The sequence below is a fragment of the Pseudomonas sp. H3_A02 genome, from assembly GCF_054671965.1.
This window is the reverse complement of record NZ_CP162807.1, coordinates 142,204-162,763: the sequence shown is the minus strand read 5'-3', so window position 1 is coordinate 162,763 and position 20,560 is coordinate 142,204. Positions and strand designations below refer to the sequence as shown.

The window sequence follows — 20,560 nt, the reverse complement described above, 5'->3', positions numbered from 1 at the left end:
GCTTTTGTAGAAGGAGTAGCTCCGTGGCAGATTCAAAGCGTTTCGATAACTACATCAACGGTCAGTGGGTAGCCGGTGCCGACTATTGCACCAACATCAACCCGTCTGACTTGTCCGATGTCATCGGTGAATACGCCAAGGCTGACGCAACGCAAGTCAATGCCGCCATCGAAGCCGCCCGCGCCGCCTTCCCGGCCTGGTCGACCTCGGGCATCCAGGCCCGTCACGATGCGCTGGACAAAGTCGGCACCGAGATCCTCGCCCGCCGTGAAGAACTCGGCCAACTGCTGGCCCGGGAAGAGGGCAAGACCCTGCCCGAAGCCATCGGCGAAGTGACCCGCGCCGGTAACATCTTCAAGTTCTTCGCCGGTGAATGCCTGCGCCTGTCGGGCGATTACGTGCCGTCGGTGCGCCCAGGCGTCAACGTCGAAGTGACCCGTGAAGCCCTCGGTGTGGTCGGCCTGATCACCCCGTGGAACTTCCCGATCGCCATCCCCGCGTGGAAAATCGCCCCGGCCCTGGCCTACGGCAACTGTGTGGTGATCAAGCCCGCCGAGCTGGTACCGGGCTGCGCCTGGGCCCTGGCTGAAATTATCTCCCGCGCCGGTTTCCCGGCCGGTGCGTTCAACCTGGTGATGGGCAGCGGCCGGGTGGTCGGCGAAGTGTTGGTCAACAGCCCGAAAGTCGACGGTATCAGTTTCACAGGCTCCGTGGGCGTGGGCCGGCAGATCGCGGTCAATTGCGTGTCGCGCCAGGCCAAGGTGCAGTTGGAGATGGGCGGCAAGAACCCGCAGATCATCCTCGACGACGCCGACCTCAAGCAGGCCGTCGAACTGGCGGTGCAGAGCGCGTTCTACTCCACTGGTCAACGTTGCACGGCCTCGAGCCGCCTGATCGTCACCGCCGGCATCCACGATAAGTTCGTCGCGGCGATGGCCGAGCGCATGCAGTCGATCAAGGTCGGTCATGCGTTGAAGGCCGGCACCGACATCGGCCCGGTGGTTTCCGAAGCCCAGCTCAGCCAGGACTTGAAGTACATCGACATCGGCCAGAGCGAAGGCGCGCGGCTGGTCAGCGGTGGCGGTCTGGTGACGTGCGACACTGAAGGTTACTTCCTGGCGCCGACCCTGTTCGCCGACAGCGAAGCGTCGATGCGCATCAGCCGCGAAGAGATCTTCGGCCCGGTGGCCAACGTCGTGCGCGTGGCCGACTACGAGGCGGCGCTGGCGATGGCCAACGACACCGAGTTCGGTCTGTCGGCCGGTATCGCCACCACCTCGCTGAAGTATGCCAACCACTTCAAGCGCCATTCCCAGGCGGGCATGGTGATGGTCAACCTGCCGACCGCCGGCGTGGATTACCACGTGCCGTTCGGCGGACGCAAAGGTTCGTCCTATGGGTCGCGTGAGCAAGGTCGCTACGCGCAAGAGTTCTACACCGTGGTGAAGACCTCCTACATCGGTTCGTAATACGCAACACCGGTCGGCGCCGAGTCCCGGCGCCGACCGCACAAATTGATTTCCCGTATAAAAATAAATAGTGGAAGTAGATTACATGCAAGAGACCAAGCCGACACACGTCCGCTATTTGATCCTGCTCATGCTGTTTTTGGTGACGACGATCAACTATGCCGACCGCGCGACCATCGCCATCGCAGGCTCCAGCCTGCAAAAAGACCTCGGCATCGATGCCGTCACCCTCGGTTATATCTTCTCCGCTTTCGGCTGGGCCTATGTGGCCGGGCAGATTCCCGGCGGCTGGCTGCTCGACCGTTTCGGGTCGAAAAAAATCTATGCGTTGAGCATTTTTACCTGGTCGCTGTTCACCGTGCTGCAAGGCTATGTGGGTGAATTCGGCATGTCCACGGCCGTGGTTGCGCTGTTCATGCTGCGCTTCCTGGTCGGGCTGGCCGAAGCGCCGTCCTTCCCGGGCAACGCACGGATCGTCGCCGCCTGGTTCCCCACCGCAGAACGTGGCACCGCCTCGGCGATCTTCAATTCGGCGCAGTATTTCGCCACGGTGTTGTTCGCACCGCTGATGGGCTGGATCGTCTACCGTTTCGGTTGGCAGCACGTGTTCATCGTGATGGGCGTGATCGGCATCGTGTTCTCGCTGGTTTGGCTGAAAGTGATCTACAGCCCGCGTCAGCACCCGATGATCAACGAGGCCGAGTTCAATCACATTGCCGCCAATGGCGCGATGGTCGATATGGACCAGGACAAGGGCAAGGAAAAGAAAGCCGACGGTCCGAAGTGGGATTACATCCGCCAACTGCTGACCAACCGCATGATGCTCGGCGTATACCTGGGCCAGTACTGCATCAACGGCATCACGTACTTCTTCCTGACCTGGTTCCCGGTGTACCTGGTGCAGGAACGCGGAATGACCATCCTCAAGGCTGGTTTCATCGCGTCCTTGCCGGCGATCTGCGGCTTCATCGGCGGCGTGCTCGGCGGGGTGATTTCCGATTACCTGCTGCGCAAGGGCCACTCGCTGACCTTCGCCCGCAAGACGCCGATCATCGCCGGCCTGCTGGTGTCCAGCAGCATCGTGGCGTGCAACTACGTGGACATCGAATGGATGGTGGTGGGCTTCATGGCCCTGGCCTTCTTCGGTAAAGGCGTCGGCGCACTGGGCTGGGCCGTGGTGTCCGACACGTCGCCAAAACAGATCGCCGGCTTGAGCGGTGGCCTGTTCAACACCTTCGGCAACCTGGCATCGATTACCACGCCAATCGTCATCGGCTACATCATCAGCGCCACGGGTTCGTTCAAGTGGGCACTGGTGTTCGTCGGTTGCAACGCGCTGGTGGCGGTGTTCAGCTACCTGGTCATCGTAGGGCCGATCAAGCGTGTGGTACTCAAGGAACCCACGGCCAAGGATGCCGACCTTTCCAGCCTGTCTGAAGCTAAATCCTGAAGGAGCGGCATCGATGCAACTGATTGAACATGCCGATTCGCCCCGTTACATCCGCTTGCATGAGCGGGACAACGTGGTGATCGTCGTCAATGACCAGGGCGTACCGGCCGGGACCGAGTTCCCGGACGGGCTGGTCACCGTCGACTTCGTACCCCAGAGCCACAAGGTCACCCTGGTGGACATTCCCGAGGGAGGCGAGGTGATTCGCTACGGCCAGGTCATTGGCTACGCGCTGCAACCGATCCCTCGTGGCAGCTGGGTCAAGGAAGACCAACTGCGCATGCCCACCGCGCCGCCGTTGGACAGCCTGCCGTTGTCCACCGACGTGCCGTTGGCCGATGCGCCGCTGGAGGGCTACACCTTCGAGGGCTATCGCAACGCCGACGGGACTGTCGGCACGCGCAACATTCTGGGTATCACCACCACGGTGCAGTGCGTGACTGGCGTGTTGGACCACGCGGTCAAGCGCATCAAGGACGAGCTGTTGCCCAAGTACCCGAACGTCGATGACGTGGTGGCGCTGACCCACAGTTATGGCTGTGGCGTGGCGATCACCGCCACCGACGCCTACATCCCGATCCGCACCGTGCGCAACCTGGCGCGTAACCCGAACCTGGGGGGCGAGGCACTGGTGATCAGCCTGGGCTGCGAGAAATTGCAGGCCGGGCAGGTGATGCATGAAGGCGACAGTTCGGTGGACCTCAGCGAGCCGTGGTTGTATCGCTTGCAGGATTCCAGTCACGGCTTTACCGAAATGATCGAGCAGATCATGGAGTTGGCTGAAACGCGCCTGAAGAAACTCGACCAGCGCCGTCGCGAAACCGTGCCGGCCTCGGAGCTGATCCTGGGCATGCAGTGCGGCGGCAGCGATGCGTTTTCCGGCATCACCGCCAACCCGGCGCTGGGCTATGCCTCGGATCTGTTGCTGCGGGCGGGGGCGACGGTGATGTTCTCTGAAGTCACCGAAGTGCGCGATGCGATTTACCTGCTGACCTCCCGGGCGCAAACCCAGGAAGTCGCCCAGGAGCTGGTGCGGGAAATGGACTGGTACGACCGCTACCTGGCCAAGGGCGAAGCCGATCGCAGTGCCAACACCACGCCGGGCAACAAGAAGGGCGGGCTGTCGAACATCGTCGAAAAATCCCTGGGCTCGATCGTCAAGTCCGGCAGCAGCGCGATCAACGGCGTGCTCGGCCCGGGCGAGCGCTTCAAGCAAAAGGGCCTGATCTTCTGCGCCACACCGGCCAGTGATTTTGTCTGCGGCACGCTGCAACTGGCGGCGGGGATGAACCTGCACGTGTTCACTACCGGCCGCGGCACGCCGTACGGCTTGGCCATGGCCCCGGTGGTGAAGGTCTCGACCCGCACCGAACTGGCCCAGCGCTGGCCGGACCTGATCGACATCGACGCCGGCCGGATCGCCACCGGACGGGCGACCATCGAAGAGTTGGGCTGGGAGCTGTTCCACTACTACCTGGACGTGGCCAGCGGCAAGAAACAGACCTGGGCCGAGCGGCACAAGCTGTACAACGACATCACCTTGTTCAACCCTGCGCCGATTACCTGATCCGCTGCCCACTGAAGAACCAATGTGGGAGCGGGCTTGCTCGCGAAAGCGATGGATCAGTTGCATGGATGTTGGATGTGCCGCCGTCTTCGCGAGCAAGCCCGCTCCCACAGGGATATAGGGTGAATTTGGGTTTTGTGTTCGGCACAGAACAAATGTGGGAGCGAGCTTGCTCGCGATAGCGGTGGTTCAGCTTGAGTTGATTTTGAATGTGCCGCCGCCATCGCGAGCAAGCTCGCTCCCACAGGGATGTAGGGTGAATGTGGATTTTGTGTTCGGCGCAGAATAAATGTGGGAGCGAGCTTGCTCGCGATAAAGCTCTACCAGACGCCAATGCCGTGAGTGGCTTATCATTAGCCACCTAACGACACCCCTCTCAAGGTCCTCCGGCATGCTGGCAATTTTCCTCGAAACCCTGAACGTCACCGCGCCGGTGTTCGCCATGCTGTTTCTGGGGGTGTTGCTCAAGCGCATCAACTGGATCAACGACAACTTCATCCACATCGCCTCGTCCCTGGTGTTCAACGTCACCATGCCGGCGCTGTTGTTCCTCGGCATCCTGCACGCCGACCTGCACTCGGCTTTGCAGCCTGACCTGTTGATCTATTTCTCTATCGCCACCCTGGTGAGCTTTGCGATGGCTTGGGGCTGGGCGATCTGGCGTTGCCCGCGGGAGGATCGCGGCATCTACACCCAGGGTGCGTTTCGCGGCAACAACGGGGTCATCGGCCTGGCGCTGGCGGCGAGCATGTATGGCGACTACGGGATTTCCCTGGGGTCGATTCTCGCGGCGTTGGTGATCCTGTTCTACAACACCTTGTCGACCATCGTGCTGGCGGTCTACAGCCCGGTGATCAAGTCCGATCCGTGGAGCATCTGCAAAAGCGTGATCAGCAACCCGCTGATCATCAGCGTGATCGTCGCCGCGCCGTTCGCCTATTGGCAGATCGGCCTGCCGAACTGGTTCGAGACCTCGGCCAAATACTTGTCGCAAATGACCTTGCCCCTGGCGCTGATCTGCATCGGCGGCACGCTGTCGCTGGCGGCCCTGCGCAAGAGCGGCAAAATGGCCTTGAGTTCGAGCCTGGTGAAAATGGTCGGCCTGCCGCTGGTGACCACCCTCGGTGCCTGGCTCTGGGGCTTTCGCGGGGCGGAACTGGGGATTCTGTTCCTGTACTTCGGCAGCCCCACCGCCGCCGCGAGCTATGTCATGGCCCGGGCGGCCGATGGCAACCATGAACTGGCGGCGGCGATCATCGTCATCACCACCTTGATGGCGGCGATTACCACCAACCTGGGGATTTTTGTGTTGCAGTGGGGTGGCTGGATCTAGGCTTGGGCTTGCGGTGTTCTTGAGGGCCAATCGCGAGCAAGCTCGCTCCCACAGTGGTTTTTAGGTGCATTCAAATAACCCATACACCCGCGATCACCTGTGGGAGCGAGCTTGCTCGCGATAGCGATCTAACGCTCACTCAGATTTCTGATAACTATCGATCACTTCCTGCGCCGCCCGAAACGCATCAATCGCCGCCGGCACGCCCGCGTACACCGCGCAATGCAGCAACGCCTCGCGAATCTCTTCCACCGTGCAACCATTGTTCAGTGCACCACGCACATGACCCTTGAGCTCCTGCGGGCACTTGAGGGCGGTGAGGGCGGCGAGGGTGATCAGGCTGCGGGTCTTCAGCGGCAGGCCGTCGCGGCTCCAGACGCTGCCCCAGGCGTGTTCGTTGACGAAGTCCTGCAACGGCTGGGTGAAGTCGGTGGCGTTGCCCAGGGCGCGGTCGACGAACGCGTCGCCCATGACCTGGCGACGCATGTCCAGGCCGGTCTTTGGAGTGTCGGTCATGGCAAATCCCTCTTGTGGTGTTGGCGGCGCCAGGCGCGCAGGGAGGTGAACAGCAAAAACGCGAGCAGGGCCGGCAGCACATAGAACAGCATCAGCCGTTCCAGTTGGCCGGCCAGGGGCATGCCGGTGGTGAACGACACCACGTGCAGCCCATAGGCCAGGTACAAACCCAGGAACAGCAGGCCTTCGGCACGGGTGACGCGATAACCGGAATAGAACACCGGCAGGCACAGCACCGCCACGCCGAGCATCACCGGCAGGTCGAAATCCAGGGCGTTCGGCGAGACCGACAGTGGCGTGGGTGCGGCGAGGGCGGTGACCCCCAGCACGCCCAGCAGGTTGAACAGATTACTGCCGATCACGTTGCCCACGGCAATGTCCCGCTGGCCCCGCAAGGCGGCGATCAGCGAAGTGGCGAGTTCAGGCAGCGAGGTGCTGACGGCGACGATGGTCAGGCCGATGATGCGTTCCGAGAGCCCGAGGTCCGTCGCCACTTCCACTGCCGCACCCAGCAACAAGTGCCCGGCGAACACCAGCATCGCCAGGCCCGAAGCAATCATCAGCACACTCTTGAACCAGGACAGGTGGGCCACCTCGCCCCCCACCGGGTGCGGACGCGCCGAATGCCGCGACTGGCGCAGCAACAACCCGAGGTACACCGCCAGGGCCAGCAGCAGCCAGGCGCCGTCCAATCGGGTCAGTTCTTCATTCAATGCCAGCACGAACACCAGCAGGCTGGCACCGATCATCAGCGGGATGTCCAGGCGCACCAGTTGGCGCGAGACGCGCAACGGAATGATCAGCGCCGACAGCCCGAGGGTGACGAGGATGTTGAAGATGCCGCTGCCGATCACGCTGCCCACGGCGATGTCGGCGTTCTGCGCCAGGGTCGCTTGCAGGCTGACGGCCATTTGCGGCGCGCTGCTGCCGAAGGCGACGACGGTCAGGCCGATGATCAGCGGCCGTACCTGCAAGCGTGCCGCCAGGCCCACGGCGGCGCGCACCAGCAGTTCGGCGCCGCCGATCAGCAACAGCAGGGCGCCGAACAATTCGATCAGGCTGAGCAGCGGTAGGGCGGTGATTAGGGAAATGGCCGGGCTCCGTCTATCAATCGTCGAGGGCTTGCACGCGCACCCGCGCGGTGCCGCTGCGCAACATGCCCAGTTGCTCTGCAGCTTCGCGGGATACGTCGATCAAACGGCCACGAGTATACGGGCCGCGGTCGTTGATGCGGACCACGACGCTGTCGTTGTTTTTCAGGTTGGTGACTTTCACCCGGGTGCCAAACGGCAACTGGCGATGGGCGGCAGTCAGGCCGTGCTGGTTGAAACGCTCGCCGCTGGCGGTGCGCTTGCCATGGTGCCTGGCACCGTAATAAGAGGCGACGCCGGTCTGGTCGTAGCCGTGTGGATCGACCGTCCCGCTCTGGCTGGCGCAACCGGCCAGCAAGGACAGCAGGGCGCAGGCGCCGAGGAGACGCTTCATGTAGGGTTTTCCAACTACAGATAGGGGAACTGGCCTGTGGGAGCAAAGCTTGTGGGAGTAAAGCCTGTGGGAGCAAAGCTTGCTCGCGATGAACGATAACGCGGTCCACTGATGGATCGACGTGTCTTCATCGCGAGCAAGCTTTGCTCCCACGGGCTCGCTCCCGTAAGGGCGAAGGGAGCCAGGCTTGAAATCTGGCTCCATGGCTATCAGCCCTCGAGCTTGCTTTTGAGCAGTTCGTTGACCTGTTGCGGGTTGGCCTTGCCCTTGGAGGCCTTCATGGCCTGGCCGACAAAGAAGCCGAACATCTTGCCGCGCTTGGCTTCGTCTGCCGCACGGTACTGTTCGACCTGCTCGGCGTTGGCCGCGAGCATTTCATCGAGCACGGCGCTGATCGCCCCGGTGTCGGTGACCTGCTTCAAGCCGCGCTTCTCGATGATCTCGTCGGCGCTGCCTTCACCATTGGCCATGGCTTCGAACACCATCTTGGCGATCTTGCCGGAAATGGTGTTGTCCTTGATCCGCACCAGCATGCCGCCCAGTTGCTCGGCCGAGACCGGCGACTCATCGATTTCCAGGCCCTGTTTGTTCAACAGGCTGCCCAACTCGACCATCACCCAGTTGGCCGCCAGCTTGGCGTCGCCGCCAATGCTCACGACTTTCTCGAAGTAATCGGCCTGTTCGCGGCTGGTGGCCAGGACGTTGGCGTCATAGCTCGACAGGCCGAACTGTGCCTGGAAGCGCTCGCGTTTCTGCGGTGGCAGTTCCGGCAGGGTAGCGCGCACGTCATTGAGGAACGAATCCTCGATGACCACCGGCAGCAGGTCCGGGTCGGGGAAGTAACGGTAGTCGTTGGCTTCTTCCTTGCTGCGCATCGGACGGGTCTCGTCCTTGTTCGGGTCGTACAGGCGGGTCTGCTGGATAACCTTGCCGCCGTCCTCGATCAGTTCGATCTGGCGCTGGATCTCGCTGTTGATCGCCTTCTCGATGAAGCGGAACGAGTTGACGTTCTTGATCTCGCAGCGGGTGCCGAATTCAACCTGGCCCTTGGGCCGGATCGACACGTTGCAGTCGCAGCGCAGCGAACCTTCGGCCATGTTGCCGTCGCAGATGCCCAGGTAGCGCACCAGCGCGTGGATCGCCTTGACGTAGGCCACGGCTTCCTTGGCGCTGCGCATGTCCGGCTCGGAGACGATTTCCAGCAGCGGCGTGCCGGCACGGTTCAGGTCGATGCCGGTGGCACCGTTGAATTCTTCGTGCAGGCTCTTGCCGGCGTCTTCTTCCAGGTGCGCCCGGGTGATGCCGACGCGCTTGACCGTGCCGTCTTCCAGGGCGATGTCCAGGTGGCCCTTGCCGACGATCGGCAATTCCATCTGGCTGATCTGGTAGCCCTTGGGCAGGTCCGGGTAGAAGTAGTTCTTGCGGGCGAACACGTTGTGTTGGCCGATCTCGGCGTCAATCGCCAGGCCGAACATCACCGCCATGCGCACCGCTTCCTGGTTCAGCACCGGCAAGACGCCGGGCATGCCCAGGTCCACCAGGCTGGCCTGGGTGTTGGGCTCGGAACCGAATGTGGTGGAGCTACCGGAAAAGATTTTCGACCGGGTGGTGAGCTGGGTATGAATCTCCAGCCCGATCACGACTTCCCATTGCATGTGTTTCTCCTCAGAAGCCGGTTGGGGTGCGGGTGTGCCAGTCAGTGTTCAACTGATACTGATGGGCAACGTTCAACAGGCGGCCTTCCTGGAAATACGGCGCGAGCAATTGCACGCCCACCGGCAAGCCATCGACGAAGCCGGCCGGCATGGACAGGCCCGGCAAGCCGGCGAGGTTGGCGGTGATGGTGTAGACGTCTTCCAGGTACTCGGCGACCGGGTCGCTGTTCTTGGCGCCGAGTTTCCAGGCCGGGTTCGGCGTGGTCGGGCCGAGGATGATGTCGACCTCGTTGAAGGCGGCCATGAAGTCGTTCTTCACCAGGCGGCGGATTTTCTGCGCCTTGAGGTAGTAGGCATCGTAGTAGCCGGCGGACAGCGCATAGGCGCCGACCATGATCCGGCGCTGCACTTCGGCACCGAAGCCTTCGCCACGGGAGCGCTTGTACAGGTCGACCAGGTTTTCCGGGTTCTCGCAGCGATAGCCGAAGCGCACGCCGTCGAAGCGCGACAGGTTCGAGGACGCTTCCGCCGGGGCGATCACGTAGTACGCAGGAATCGCGTGCTGCATGTTCGGCAGGCTGATTTCCTTGATGACCGCGCCGAGCTTCTCCAGCTCCTTGACGCTGTTGTGGACCAGCTCGGCGATGCGTGGGTCGAGACCGGCGCTGAAGTATTCCTTCGGCACGCCGATGCGCAAACCTTGCAGCGAACCGTTGAGGCTGGCGCTGTAGTCCGGAACGGGCTCATCGATGCTGGTGGAGTCGTTCGGGTCGAAGCCGGCCATGCCTTGCAGCAGGATCGCGCAGTCTTCGGCGGTGCGCGCCAGCGGGCCACCCTGGTCGAGACTGGAGGCGTAGGCGATCATGCCCCAGCGCGAAACGCGACCGTAGGTCGGCTTCAGGCCGGTGAGGTTGGTGAACGCTGCTGGCTGGCGAATCGAGCCACCGGTATCGGTGGCGGTGGCGGCCGGCAACAGGCGCGCGGCCACGGCGGCGGCGGAACCGCCGGACGAGCCGCCCGGTACGTGTTCCAGGTTCCACGGGTTCTTCACCGCGCCGTAGTAGCTCGACTCGTTGGCCGAGCCCATGGCGAATTCGTCCATGTTGGTCTTGCCCAGGGTCACGGTGCCAGCGGCGGCCAGCTTGGCGACCACGGTGGCATCGTACGGGGCCTTGAAGTTGTCGAGCATCTTCGAGCCGCAACTGGTGCGGATGCCCTGGGTGCAGAACAGGTCCTTGTGGGCAATCGGCGCACCGAGCAGGGCGCCGGTCTCACCCTTGGCGCGACGGGCGTCGGCGGTCTTGGCCTGGTTCAGGGCCAGCTCCTGGGTGAGGCTGATGAAGCTGTTGAGCTGCGGGTCGAGCTGGGCGATGCGCGCCAGCAGGACCTGGGTCAGTTCTTCGGAGGAAAACTTTTTATCGGCGAGTCCGCGGGCGATCTCGGCCAGGGTCATGTGATGCATGAGAGGCTCTTTCCCTTTAGTCGATGACTTTCGGAACCAGGTACAGGCCGTTTTCGACCGCTGGTGCGATGGACTGGTAGGCCTCGCGGTGATTGGACTCGGTCACGACGTCGGCGCGCAGGCGCTGGCTGGCTTCCAGTGGGTGGGCCAGGGGTTCGATACCGTCGGTGTTGACCGCCTGCATCTCGTCGACCAGCCCCAGAATGCTGTTCAGGGCAGAAGTAATGTGTGGAAGATCGGCTTCATTGAGGCCCAGACAGGCCAGATGAGCGATTTTTTCCACGTCGGAGCGTTCAAGCGCCATGGGATTCTCCAGTGGAAAACAAAACGGACGCAGTCTGTCCGTGTGTTAGATTGTCGGAACACTACCGCATTTCTACGGCCCTACGGCCGCGATTTCGGGGTTTGGTGCACAGAAAAGCGGCCAATTTAACATATTGGCGCCTTGCCCAAAATCCCTGTCGTTGTTAGAGTTTGCCGCACTTTTTTACCCACGCGTTGCCTAGGGTCCCTTTCCCATGTTCAAGAAACTGCGTGGCATGTTTTCCAGCGATCTTTCCATCGACCTGGGCACTGCCAACACCCTTATTTACGTGCGCGAGCGCGGTATCGTCCTGAATGAACCCTCGGTCGTGGCCATCCGCACCCATGGTAACCAGAAGAGTGTCGTGGCTGTCGGTACGGAAGCCAAGCGCATGCTGGGCCGTACACCGGGCAACATCGCGGCCATTCGCCCCATGAAGGACGGCGTGATCGCCGACTTCAGCGTCTGCGAAAAGATGCTGCAGTACTTCATCAACAAGGTTCACGAAAACAGTTTCCTGCAGCCCAGCCCTCGTGTGCTGATCTGCGTGCCATGCAAGTCCACCCAGGTAGAGCGTCGCGCCATCCGTGAATCGGCCCTCGGTGCCGGTGCCCGTGAAGTGTTCCTGATCGAAGAGCCCATGGCCGCGGCCATCGGTGCCGGCCTGCCGGTGGAAGAAGCCCGCGGCTCGATGGTCGTCGACATCGGTGGCGGTACCACTGAAATCGCACTGATCTCTCTCAACGGTGTGGTCTACGCCGAATCCGTACGTGTGGGCGGCGACCGTTTCGACGAAGCGATCATCACTTATGTGCGTCGCAACTACGGCAGCCTGATCGGCGAATCCACCGCCGAGCGTATCAAGCAGGAAATCGGCACGGCCTACCCGGGCGGTGAAGTCCGTGAAGTCGACGTACGCGGTCGCAACCTGGCCGAGGGCGTTCCACGGGCCTTTACCCTCAACTCCAACGAAGTGCTCGAAGCGTTGCAGGAATCGCTGGCGACCATCGTCCAGGCCGTCAAGAGCGCCCTGGAGCAGTCGCCGCCGGAGCTGGCCTCGGACATCGCCGAGCGCGGCCTGGTGCTGACCGGTGGTGGTGCGCTGTTGCGTGACCTCGACAAGCTGCTGGCCCAGGAAACCGGCCTGCCGGTGATCGTGGCCGAAGACCCGTTGACCTGCGTTGCCCGCGGCGGTGGCCGTGCATTGGAAATGATGGACAAGCACACCATGGACCTGCTCTCCAGCGAATAAGTCTGGCTGAGTGGTCTATGTTGTTCGCTCCCGGGCAGCACTTTGCAGTGCTGCCCGTTGGCGTTTATCTTCTGTCATTCGTATCCAGGCCGGTTTGATGCCGTATGAATAAAGAAAACATTTGCCTGGGAGGAGCGGCCTATTAAACCGCTTTTCGCCAAAGGCCCCTCATTGGGCGTGCGCCTGCTGGTGCTGACCGTGCTATCGGTCGCGCTGATGGTGGTCGATGCCCGCTTCACGCTGCTCAAGCCTGTACGCAGCCAGATGTCGCTGGTGTTGATGGAATCCTATTGGATCACCGACCTGCCGCAGCGCTTATGGCAAGGTGTCGCCAGCCAATTTGGCAGCCGGACCGAACTGGTCGCCGAAAACGAAAAACTCAAGACCGAAAACCTGCTGTTGCAGGGGCGCATGCAGAAGTTGGCGGCCCTCACCGAGCAGAACGTGCGGCTGCGCGAGTTGCTCAACTCCTCCGCACTGGTCAACGAGAAGGTCGAAGTGGCCGAGTTGATCGGCATGGACCCCAACCCCTTCACCCACCGCATCCTGATCAACAAGGGCGAGCGCGATGGCGTGGTCCTCGGCCAGCCGGTGCTCGATGCCCGGGGCCTGATGGGCCAGGTGGTGGAGTTGATGCCCTATACCTCCCGCGTGCTGTTGCTGACCGATACCACCCACAGCATTCCGGTGCAGGTCAACCGCAACGGCCTGCGGGCGATTGCCAGCGGCACCGGCAACCCGGAGCGCTTGGAGCTGCGGCACGTGGCCGATACCGCCGACATCAAGGAAGGCGACCTGCTGGTCAGCTCCGGCCTCGGCCAGCGCTTCCCGGCCGGGTATCCGGTGGCGACGGTCAAGGAAGTCATCCATGATTCCGGCCAGCCGTTCGCCATTGTCCGCGCGGTGCCGACGGCGGCGCTGAATCGCAGCCGCTACCTGCTGCTGGTCTTCAGTGACAACCGCACGCCGGAAGAGCGTGCCAACGACGCCGCCGTGGCCCAGGAAGCCCAGGACCGCCAGGGCGGTGAGTCGGCTGCCCCGACCGCACCCGCAGCACCGGCCACGGTGCCCAAGCCTCCAGCGGCAACACCCGCTGCGACTGCCCCGGCCACCACGCCGTCGACCGCGCCCGCCACGCCTGCCGCGGCACCCGCCCGGCCGGCCAACCATGCGCCGGCGTCCCAGCCTGCGAGGCCGGCGGCTCGACCACCGGCCTCGACACCCGCCGCTACACCGGCGACCAGGGGAGCACGAGAAGAATGAGCAGTACCCAATCCGGTAACGGCTGGATGGTCTGGCTGACCTTCGCCATCGGCCTGTTGCTCAGCGTTTCGCCGCTGCCGCAGTTCATGGAAATCCTGCGCCCCCTGTGGCTGGCCCTGTTGCTGGCCTTCTGGGCGCTGGCCTTGCCCCACAAGGTCGGCATGGTCACCGCCTGGTGCCTGGGCCTGGCCGAGGACGTGCTTTACGGCACGCTGTTGGGACAGAACGCGTTGATCCTGACCCTGATCACCTTCCTGGTGCTGTCGCTGCAACAACGCCTGCGGATGTTCCCCATGTGGCAACAGTGCCTGGTGATCCTGGTGATCTTCGGCCTGGCGCAACTGGTGCAACTATGGCTCAGCGCTCTGACCGGCAATCGCCAGCCAACCCTGGCGCTGGTCTTGCCAGCCCTGGTCAGTGCCTTGCTCTGGCCATGGGTCAGCTTCGGTTTGCGTGGCCTGCGCCTGCGTTTCAAAATCAACTGATTCGGTCAGGCTATCTACACTTTTTTGATGACTTACATCCCAGTGGCGAGGGGATTTATCCCCGCTGGGCTGCGCAGCAGCCCCAAGCCAGGCAACTCGGTGTGCCAGGAAGATTGAGTTCACTGCTTTAGGGCTGCAGCGCAGCCCAACGGGGATAAATCCCCTCGCCACAAAAGCCGGTCGCGTTAGGGAGATGTCTTGATGAAACCGCTTTACCTCGCCTCAGGTTCGCCGCGTCGGCGTGAACTGCTCACGCAGATCGGCGTGCCCTTTACCGCCATCGGCGCGGACATCGACGAAACGCCCCTGGATCATGAAACCCCATCGGCCTATGTCGAGCGCCTGGCGCGCGGCAAGGCCGAGGCTGGGCGACGAGGCCTGGACGCCGGTGTGGAGGGCTGCGTGCTCGGGGCGGACACCGCCGTGGTGCTGGAGGGGCGGATTCTTGGCAAACCCGTGGACCAGGCTGACGCCTTGTCGATGCTCCTGAGCCTGTCCGGTCGCGACCATGAGGTGTTGACCGCCATCGCCGTACTGGACGGCTCGCGCTGCGAATCACGGGTGGTGCGCAGCCGGGTGCGTTTTCGCCCCATCACCGAACCGGAAGCAATGGCCTATTGGGCCAGCGGCGAACCCCGGGACAAGGCTGGCAGCTATGGTATCCAAGGGCTGGGCGCGGTGTTCGTCGCCGGGCTTGAAGGCAGTTACTCAGCCGTTGTCGGCCTGCCGCTGTGCGAAACCGCAGAACTACTGGGCCATTTCGGCATACCCTGTTGGCAAACCTTGAACGCGCGCTGAGCGCCGTCTGACTTGATGCGGCCATTATCGTGAACATGCCTGAGCGAGACCCTGCCATGAGTGAAGAGATCCTGATCAACATCACGCCGATGGAGTCGCGCGTGGCGGTGGTTGAAAACGGTGTGCTGCAAGAGGTCCACGTCGAGCGTACGCAAAAGCGTGGCATCGTCGGCAATATCTATAAAGGCAAGGTGGTACGGGTGCTGCCGGGCATGCAGGCGGCCTTCGTCGACATCGGCCTGGACCGCGCGGCGTTCATCCATGCGTCGGAAATCTCCATGCGCGAAGGACCGGCCGTGGAGAGCATCAGCGCGCTGGTGCATGAAGGCCAGAGCCTGGTGGTGCAGGTCACCAAGGACCCCATCGGCTCCAAGGGCGCACGCCTGACCACGCAACTGTCGATCCCGTCGCGCTACCTGGTGTACATGCCGCGTACCGCCCACGTTGGCATTTCCCTGAAGATCGAAGACGAAGCTGAGCGCGAGCGCCTCAAGCAGGTGGTCAGCGATTGCGTGGAAAAAGAAGGCATCAAGGAAACCGGTGGGTTCATCCTGCGCACCGCCGCCGAAGGGGCCGGGGCCGATGAGATCCTCATGGACATCCGCTACCTGCGCCGCCTCTGGGATCAGATCGCCGCGCAGATCAAGACCATCGCCACCCCCAGCGTGATCTATGAAGACCTGGGCCTGGCGCTGCGGACCTTGCGCGACTTGGTCAGCCCCAAGATCGAGAAGATTCGCATCGACTCCCGGGAAACCTTCCAGAAGACCACCCAGTTCGTCGCCGAGCTGATGCCGGAAATCGCCGACCGTCTGGAGCATTACCCTGGCGAGCGGCCGATTTTCGATCTGTACGGGGTCGAGGACGAAATCCAGAAAGCCTTGGAACGCAAGGTACCGCTCAAGTCCGGCGGTTACCTGGTGGTCGATCCGGCCGAAGCCATGAGCACCATCGACGTCAACACCGGAGCGTTCGTCGGCCATCGCAACCTGGAAGAAACCATCTTCAAGACCAACCTGGAGGCCGCCACGGCGATTGCCCGGCAGCTGCGCCTGCGCAACCTGGGCGGGATCATCATCATCGACTTCATCGACATGGAGGATGAAGAGCATCAGCGCCAGGTGCTGCGGACGCTGGAAAAACAACTCGAACGCGATCACGCCAAGACCAACATCATTGGTATCACCGAACTGGGCCTGGTGCAGATGACCCGCAAGCGCACCCGCGAAAGCCTAGAGCAGGTGCTGTGCGAGCCATGCAGCAGTTGCCAGGGGCGTGGCAAGCTGAAGACCCCGGAAACCGTGTGTTACGAAATCTTCCGGGAAATCCTCCGGGAGGCGCGCGCCTACCAGGCGACCGGTTATAGAGTGTTGGCGAACCAGAAAGTGGTGGATCGCCTGCTCGACGAAGAGTCAGGCAATGTCGCGGAGTTGGAAGCGTTTATCGGACGCACGATTCGCTTCCAGGTTGAAACCATGTATTCCCAGGAACAATACGACGTGGTGCTGCTCTGAAGAGCTTGGGAAGCGGCGGGCCCGCGGATTTGATTGTCTTAGCCAGGGGGAGCCCACTGACATGGAGCGTCTGACACGCATGATCGCGACGCTGACCCGTTGGGGGCTGGGGCTTTGCGCCCTGCTGTTGGTGTTGCTGGCGTTGTACGTCAGCCTCGGTCGAGAGTTGGTCCCGCTGGTGGCCGAATACCGCGCCGAGGTCGAGACCCGCGCCGGTGCCGCCCTGGGCATGCCCGTGCACATCGGCAGCCTCGACGGCAGCTGGAGCGGCTTGGCGCCGATCCTGGCGGCGCGCGACGTGGTGGTCGGCGAGGGCCCCAATGCCTTGCACCTGGATCAGGTGCGGGCCGTGCCTGACCTGTGGGACAGCCTGCTGGCGCGTCAGGTGCGTATCGCCCACCTGGAAGTCAGTGGCCTGAAGATCAGCCTCAAGGAAGGCGCCGACGGCAAGTGGGCTTTGGAAGGCCTGCCGGTGAAGGACGAGCAGCCCCTCGATCCGCAGCAGTTGCTCGAACGCATGCAAATGGTCTCCAAGCTCTCGGTGCTCGATAGCCAGGTGACCTTGCAGCCCATCGAACAACCGCCACTGACCCTCACCTACGTCGGCTTGAGCCTGCGCACCGGCGCCACCCGCCAGCGCCTGGACGCACGCCTGACTCTGCCTGACGGGCAGCCGGTGGCGATCAACCTGCGCACCCGCCTGCGCGCCAGCGACTGGAAGAACGGCCAGGCCGATGCCTACTTGAGCCTGCCGCAAAGCGACTGGTCCAAATGGCTGCCGAAACGCCTGACCCAGCAATGGAATTTCTCCCAGATCAAGGCCGGCGGTGAGTTCTGGCTCAGTTGGGCCGAGGGCACGCTGCAAAGTGCGACCATGCGCCTGAACGCGCCGCAGCTCCAGGGCGCCTATGGCGAACGCAAGCCGGTACAGATCCACAACCTGGCCCTCAACGCTTATTTCCAGCGTGGTAGCCAAGGCTTCACCGCGACCTTCGACTCCCTGGCGATGAACCTGGGCGAGACCCGCTGGGAATCGCACCTGCAACTGCAACAAACGGCCGCCACCGAGCAGGCCGAGGAACGCTGGCACCTGCAGGCCGACCGCCTCGACCTGACCCCGCTCACGCCTTTGCTCAATGCCCTGGCGCCATTGCCCGAAGGCCTCGCCACGACGATTGACCGGCTCAAGGTGACCGGAGCCCTGCGCAACGTGCTGCTGGACTACCGGCCGCAAAACACCGGTGACCAGAAAGTCAGCTTCGCCACCAACCTGGACACCGTGGGCTTTGATGCCTATCGCGGCGCCCCGGCGGCGCGCAATGTCTCCGGGAGCCTGAGCGGCGACCTGGGCGGCGGCGAGCTGCGCATGGACAGCAAGGACTTTTCCCTGCACCTGGACCCGATCTTCGCCAAGCCCTGGCAGTACCTGCAGGCCAACGCCCGGCTGACCTGGAAGCTCGACAAGCAAGGTTTCACCCTGATCGCGCCGTACCTGAAGGTGCTGGGCGAGGAGGGCCGGATTGCCGGCGACTTCCTGATCCGCCTGCACTTCGACCACAGCCAGGAAGACTACATGGACCTGCGGGTCGGCCTGGTGGACGGTGATGGACGCTACACCGCCAAGTACCTGCCGGCGGTCCTCAGCCCAGCGCTGGATGAGTGGCTGCGCACGGCCATCGTCAAGGGCGCGGTGGACGAGGGCTTTTTCCAGTACCAAGGCTCACTGAATAAAGGCGCCGGGGACGCGGACCGCAGCATCAGCCTGTTTTTCAAGGTGCATGACGCCGAATTGGCGTTCCAGCCGGGTTGGCCTTCGGTCAGCAAGGTCAGCGGCGATGTCTTCGTCGAAGACAGCGGCGTGCGCATCTATGCCAGCCAAGGGCAATTGCTCGAGACCCAGGTCAAGGATGTTTCGGTGAACATTCCCCATGTCCCGACCGGCCAGAGCTCTCATCTGCTGCTGGACGGCGGGTTCGCCGGTGGGCTGGGCGACGGTCTGAAAATTCTCCAGACCGCGCCGATCGGGACCGCCGAGACGTTCGCCGGCTGGGAAGGTGAGGGCGACCTCAAAGGCAGCGTGAAGCTGGATATCCCGCTGGTCAAAGGCGAGCAACCGAAGATCCTGGTGGACTTCGCCACCGACCAGGCTCGTCTTAAACTCAGCGAGCCGGCGCTGGAACTGACCCAGCTCAAGGGCGATTTTCGCTTTGACAGCAACAAGGGCTTGAGTGGCAAAGGCATCAGTGCCCGGGCATTCGACCGGCCCGTAACCGCGCAGATTTTCGCCGAGGGCCGTGCCGGTGCACTCAACACGCGGGTCGCCGCCTCCGGGCAGGTGGAAATCAACAAGCTCACCCGTTGGCTGAATGTCACCCAACCGTTGCCGGTATCGGGCGTCGTGCCCTACCAGTTGCAAGTGATCCTCGACGGCGCCGACAGCCAGTTGTCGGTCAGCTCCAGCCTCAAGGGCGTGGCCATCGACCTGCCGGCTCCCTTCGGAATGGCCGCCGAGGTCGGGCGCGACACGGTGTTTCGCATGACCCTGCAAGGGGCGGAACGGCGTTATTGGGTCGATTATGGCGACCTGGCCAGCTTCACTTACGCCGCGCCGAGCGGGAAAGTCGCTGACGGTCGCGGCGAATTGCTGCTGGGGGCCGGCGATGCGGTGCTGCCTGGCGGCAAGGGGCTGCGACTGCGCGGCACGTTGGCGGAACTGGATGTCAGTCCTTGGCAGGACCTGGTGAACAAATACGCGGGCCAGGATCCGGGCGGCAGTGCCAAGCAACTGCTCAGCAGCGTCGATCTGAACGTTGGCAAACTTACGGCCATGGGCACCACCCTGGACCAGGCGTCGGTGCAACTGGATCGCAAGCCGGACGCCTGGGCCTTGCGGCTCGACAGCCAGCAGGCCAAGGGCAATGTCAACCTGCCGGACGCCAAGGCCGCCCCGATTGGTATCAAGCTCGACTATGTTCGCCTGCCGGCCGCGGACCCGACCGTCCAGGCGGATGAAAACGCACCGGACCCTCTGGCGTCGGTCGATCCCGGCAAGATCCCGGCCATGGATATCGCCATCGACCAATTGTTCCAGGGCCCCGATCTCATCGGCGCGTGGTCGTTGAAAGTGCGACCGACCGCCAAGGGCATCGCGCTGAACAACCTGGACATGGGCCTCAAGGGCATGGTGTTGAACGGCAGCGGCGGCTGGGAAGGCGCGCCCGGTGCCACCAGCAGTTGGTACAAGGGCCGGATCGGCGGCAAGAACCTGGGCGATGTGCTCAAGGGCTGGGGCTTTGCGCCAAGCGTGACCAGCCAGACATTCCGCCTGGATGTCGATGGGCGTTGGCCCGGTTCGCCGGCGTGGGTCGCCACTAAGCGCTTTTCCGGCAGCCTCGATGCGTCGTTGAGCAAAGGCCAGTTCGTTGAAGTCGAAGGCAGTGCCCAGGCGTTGCGGGTATTTGGCCTGTTGAACTTCAACTCCATCGGCCGACGCTTGCGCCTGGACTTCTCCGACCTGTTCAGCAAGGGCCTGAGCTACGACCGGGTCAAAGGGTTGTTGGTGGCGAGCGACGGGGTGTACGTGACCCGCGAACCCATTACCCTGACCGGGCCGTCGAGCAACCTGGAACTCAACGGCACGCTGGACATGGTGGCCGATCGGGTCGACGCCAAGCTGCTGGTGACGCTGCCGGTGACCAACAACCTGCCGATTGCCGCGCTGATCGTTGGCGCACCGGCGGTGGGTGGGGCGCTGTTTCTGATCGACAAACTGATCGGCGACCGCGTGGCGCGTTTTGCCAGCGTAAGATACGACGTCAAGGGGCCGTGGAAAGAGCCGAAGATCACCTTCGACAAGCCGTTTTGACAGTTCGACGCCAACCCCCTTGTGGGAGCGGGCCTGTGGGAGCAAAGCTTGCTCGCGATTGCGGTGTATCAACCAGCCTATATGTTGGATGTACCTGCCTCATCGCGAGCAAGCTTTGCTCCCACAGCCACCTTGGGCGAGG

16 protein-coding genes are annotated in these 20,560 nt (G+C 62.9%); 10 read left to right on the top strand and 6 right to left on the bottom strand.

Annotated features, from left to right (window positions below):
• The first annotated feature begins 23 nt into the window (after positions 1–23).
• From AB4N80_RS00750 to AB4N80_RS00735, 4 genes are all read left to right on the top strand, one after another.
• Positions 24–1,469, top strand: a complete 1,446-nt coding sequence (locus AB4N80_RS00750; RefSeq protein ID WP_460080236.1) for an aldehyde dehydrogenase family protein — start codon at positions 24–26, stop codon at positions 1,467–1,469.
• Positions 1,470–1,554: 85 nt separating this feature from the next.
• Positions 1,555–2,919, top strand: a complete 1,365-nt coding sequence (locus AB4N80_RS00745) for an MFS transporter (protein ID WP_122568894.1) — start codon at positions 1,555–1,557, stop codon at positions 2,917–2,919.
• A 13-nt stretch (positions 2,920–2,932) separates the two neighbouring features.
• Positions 2,933–4,486, top strand: a complete 1,554-nt coding sequence (gene garD / locus AB4N80_RS00740) for a galactarate dehydratase (RefSeq protein WP_122568893.1) — start codon at positions 2,933–2,935, stop codon at positions 4,484–4,486.
• Positions 4,487–4,877: 391 nt separating this feature from the next.
• Positions 4,878–5,819, top strand: a complete 942-nt coding sequence (locus AB4N80_RS00735) for an AEC family transporter (protein WP_122568892.1) — start codon at positions 4,878–4,880, stop codon at positions 5,817–5,819.
• Between the two features lie 135 nt (positions 5,820–5,954).
• Here AB4N80_RS00735 and AB4N80_RS00730 read toward each other — a convergent pair whose 3' ends face one another.
• From AB4N80_RS00730 to gatC, 6 genes are all read right to left on the bottom strand, one after another.
• Positions 5,955–6,335, bottom strand: a complete 381-nt coding sequence (locus AB4N80_RS00730; protein WP_122568891.1) for a carboxymuconolactone decarboxylase family protein — start codon at positions 6,333–6,335, stop codon at positions 5,955–5,957.
• On the bottom strand, positions 6,332–7,393 hold the full coding sequence (locus AB4N80_RS00725; protein WP_122568890.1) for a calcium/sodium antiporter: 1,062 nt from the start codon (positions 7,391–7,393) through the stop codon (positions 6,332–6,334). The genes AB4N80_RS00730 and AB4N80_RS00725 overlap by 4 nt, the downstream gene beginning before the upstream one ends.
• A gap of 49 nt (positions 7,394–7,442) precedes the next feature.
• Entirely contained in the window at positions 7,443–7,820 is a 378-nt protein-coding gene (locus AB4N80_RS00720) for a septal ring lytic transglycosylase RlpA family protein (protein ID WP_122568889.1), read from the bottom strand.
• A 209-nt stretch (positions 7,821–8,029) separates the two neighbouring features.
• Positions 8,030–9,475 (bottom strand): Asp-tRNA(Asn)/Glu-tRNA(Gln) amidotransferase subunit GatB, encoded by a 1,446-nt coding sequence (gatB, locus tag AB4N80_RS00715; protein WP_122568888.1) that lies wholly within the window; start codon positions 9,473–9,475, stop codon positions 8,030–8,032.
• A gap of 10 nt (positions 9,476–9,485) precedes the next feature.
• Positions 9,486–10,937 (bottom strand): Asp-tRNA(Asn)/Glu-tRNA(Gln) amidotransferase subunit GatA, encoded by a 1,452-nt coding sequence (gene gatA / locus AB4N80_RS00710; RefSeq protein ID WP_122568887.1) that lies wholly within the window; start codon positions 10,935–10,937, stop codon positions 9,486–9,488.
• A 16-nt stretch (positions 10,938–10,953) separates the two neighbouring features.
• Positions 10,954–11,241 carry an Asp-tRNA(Asn)/Glu-tRNA(Gln) amidotransferase subunit GatC gene (gatC, locus tag AB4N80_RS00705; protein ID WP_003197816.1) on the bottom strand — a complete coding sequence of 96 codons (288 nt, stop codon included), beginning with the start codon at positions 11,239–11,241 and terminating at the stop codon, positions 10,954–10,956.
• A gap of 214 nt (positions 11,242–11,455) precedes the next feature.
• Here gatC and mreB point away from each other — a divergent pair, with 214 nt between their 5' ends.
• The 6 genes from mreB to AB4N80_RS00675 all read left to right on the top strand — a co-directional run bounded on the left by mreB (position 11,456) and on the right by AB4N80_RS00675 (position 20,418).
• On the top strand, positions 11,456–12,493 hold the full coding sequence (gene mreB / locus AB4N80_RS00700) for a rod shape-determining protein MreB (RefSeq protein ID WP_002555108.1): 1,038 nt from the start codon (positions 11,456–11,458) through the stop codon (positions 12,491–12,493).
• 171 nt (positions 12,494–12,664) lie between these two features.
• Positions 12,665–13,756, top strand: coding sequence for a rod shape-determining protein MreC (mreC, locus tag AB4N80_RS00695; RefSeq protein ID WP_240998533.1), 1,092 nt, complete (start codon positions 12,665–12,667; stop codon positions 13,754–13,756).
• Entirely contained in the window at positions 13,753–14,241 is a 489-nt protein-coding gene (gene mreD / locus AB4N80_RS00690) for a rod shape-determining protein MreD (RefSeq protein WP_003197820.1), read from the top strand. Before mreC ends, mreD begins: the two co-directional genes overlap by 4 nt.
• A 201-nt stretch (positions 14,242–14,442) precedes the next feature.
• Positions 14,443–15,039, top strand: coding sequence for a Maf family protein (locus tag AB4N80_RS00685; RefSeq protein WP_122568885.1), 597 nt, complete (start codon positions 14,443–14,445; stop codon positions 15,037–15,039).
• Positions 15,040–15,095: 56 nt separating this feature from the next.
• Complete coding sequence (gene rng / locus AB4N80_RS00680; RefSeq protein WP_053118461.1) at positions 15,096–16,553, top strand: ribonuclease G; 1,458 nt, start codon at positions 15,096–15,098, stop codon at positions 16,551–16,553.
• A 61-nt stretch (positions 16,554–16,614) separates the two neighbouring features.
• Positions 16,615–20,418 (top strand): YhdP family protein, encoded by a 3,804-nt coding sequence (locus tag AB4N80_RS00675; RefSeq protein WP_122568884.1) that lies wholly within the window; start codon positions 16,615–16,617, stop codon positions 20,416–20,418.
• Positions 20,419–20,560: the final 142 nt, after the last annotated feature.

Excerpts from the sequence above, each read along its gene's own strand:
- AB4N80_RS00735 (WP_122568892.1), top strand. The coding sequence starts at position 4,878 with ATGCTGGCAATTTTCCTCGAAACCCTGAACGTCACCGCGCCGGTGTTC.
- gatC (WP_003197816.1), bottom strand. The coding sequence starts at position 11,241 with ATGGCGCTTGAACGCTCCGACGTGGAAAAAATCGCTCATCTGGCCTGT.
- AB4N80_RS00730 (WP_122568891.1), bottom strand. The coding sequence starts at position 6,335 with ATGACCGACACTCCAAAGACCGGCCTGGACATGCGTCGCCAGGTCATG.
- mreD (WP_003197820.1), top strand. The coding sequence starts at position 13,753 with ATGAGCAGTACCCAATCCGGTAACGGCTGGATGGTCTGGCTGACCTTC.
- gatB (WP_122568888.1), bottom strand. The coding sequence starts at position 9,475 with ATGCAATGGGAAGTCGTGATCGGGCTGGAGATTCATACCCAGCTCACC.
- AB4N80_RS00685 (WP_122568885.1), top strand. The coding sequence starts at position 14,443 with ATGAAACCGCTTTACCTCGCCTCAGGTTCGCCGCGTCGGCGTGAACTG.
- gatA (WP_122568887.1), bottom strand. The coding sequence starts at position 10,937 with ATGCATCACATGACCCTGGCCGAGATCGCCCGCGGACTCGCCGATAAA.
- rng (WP_053118461.1), top strand. The coding sequence starts at position 15,096 with ATGAGTGAAGAGATCCTGATCAACATCACGCCGATGGAGTCGCGCGTG.
- AB4N80_RS00745 (WP_122568894.1), top strand. The coding sequence starts at position 1,555 with ATGCAAGAGACCAAGCCGACACACGTCCGCTATTTGATCCTGCTCATG.
- AB4N80_RS00675 (WP_122568884.1), top strand. The coding sequence starts at position 16,615 with ATGGAGCGTCTGACACGCATGATCGCGACGCTGACCCGTTGGGGGCTG.
- AB4N80_RS00720 (WP_122568889.1), bottom strand. The coding sequence starts at position 7,820 with ATGAAGCGTCTCCTCGGCGCCTGCGCCCTGCTGTCCTTGCTGGCCGGT.
- garD (WP_122568893.1), top strand. The coding sequence starts at position 2,933 with ATGCAACTGATTGAACATGCCGATTCGCCCCGTTACATCCGCTTGCAT.
- mreB (WP_002555108.1), top strand. The coding sequence starts at position 11,456 with ATGTTCAAGAAACTGCGTGGCATGTTTTCCAGCGATCTTTCCATCGAC.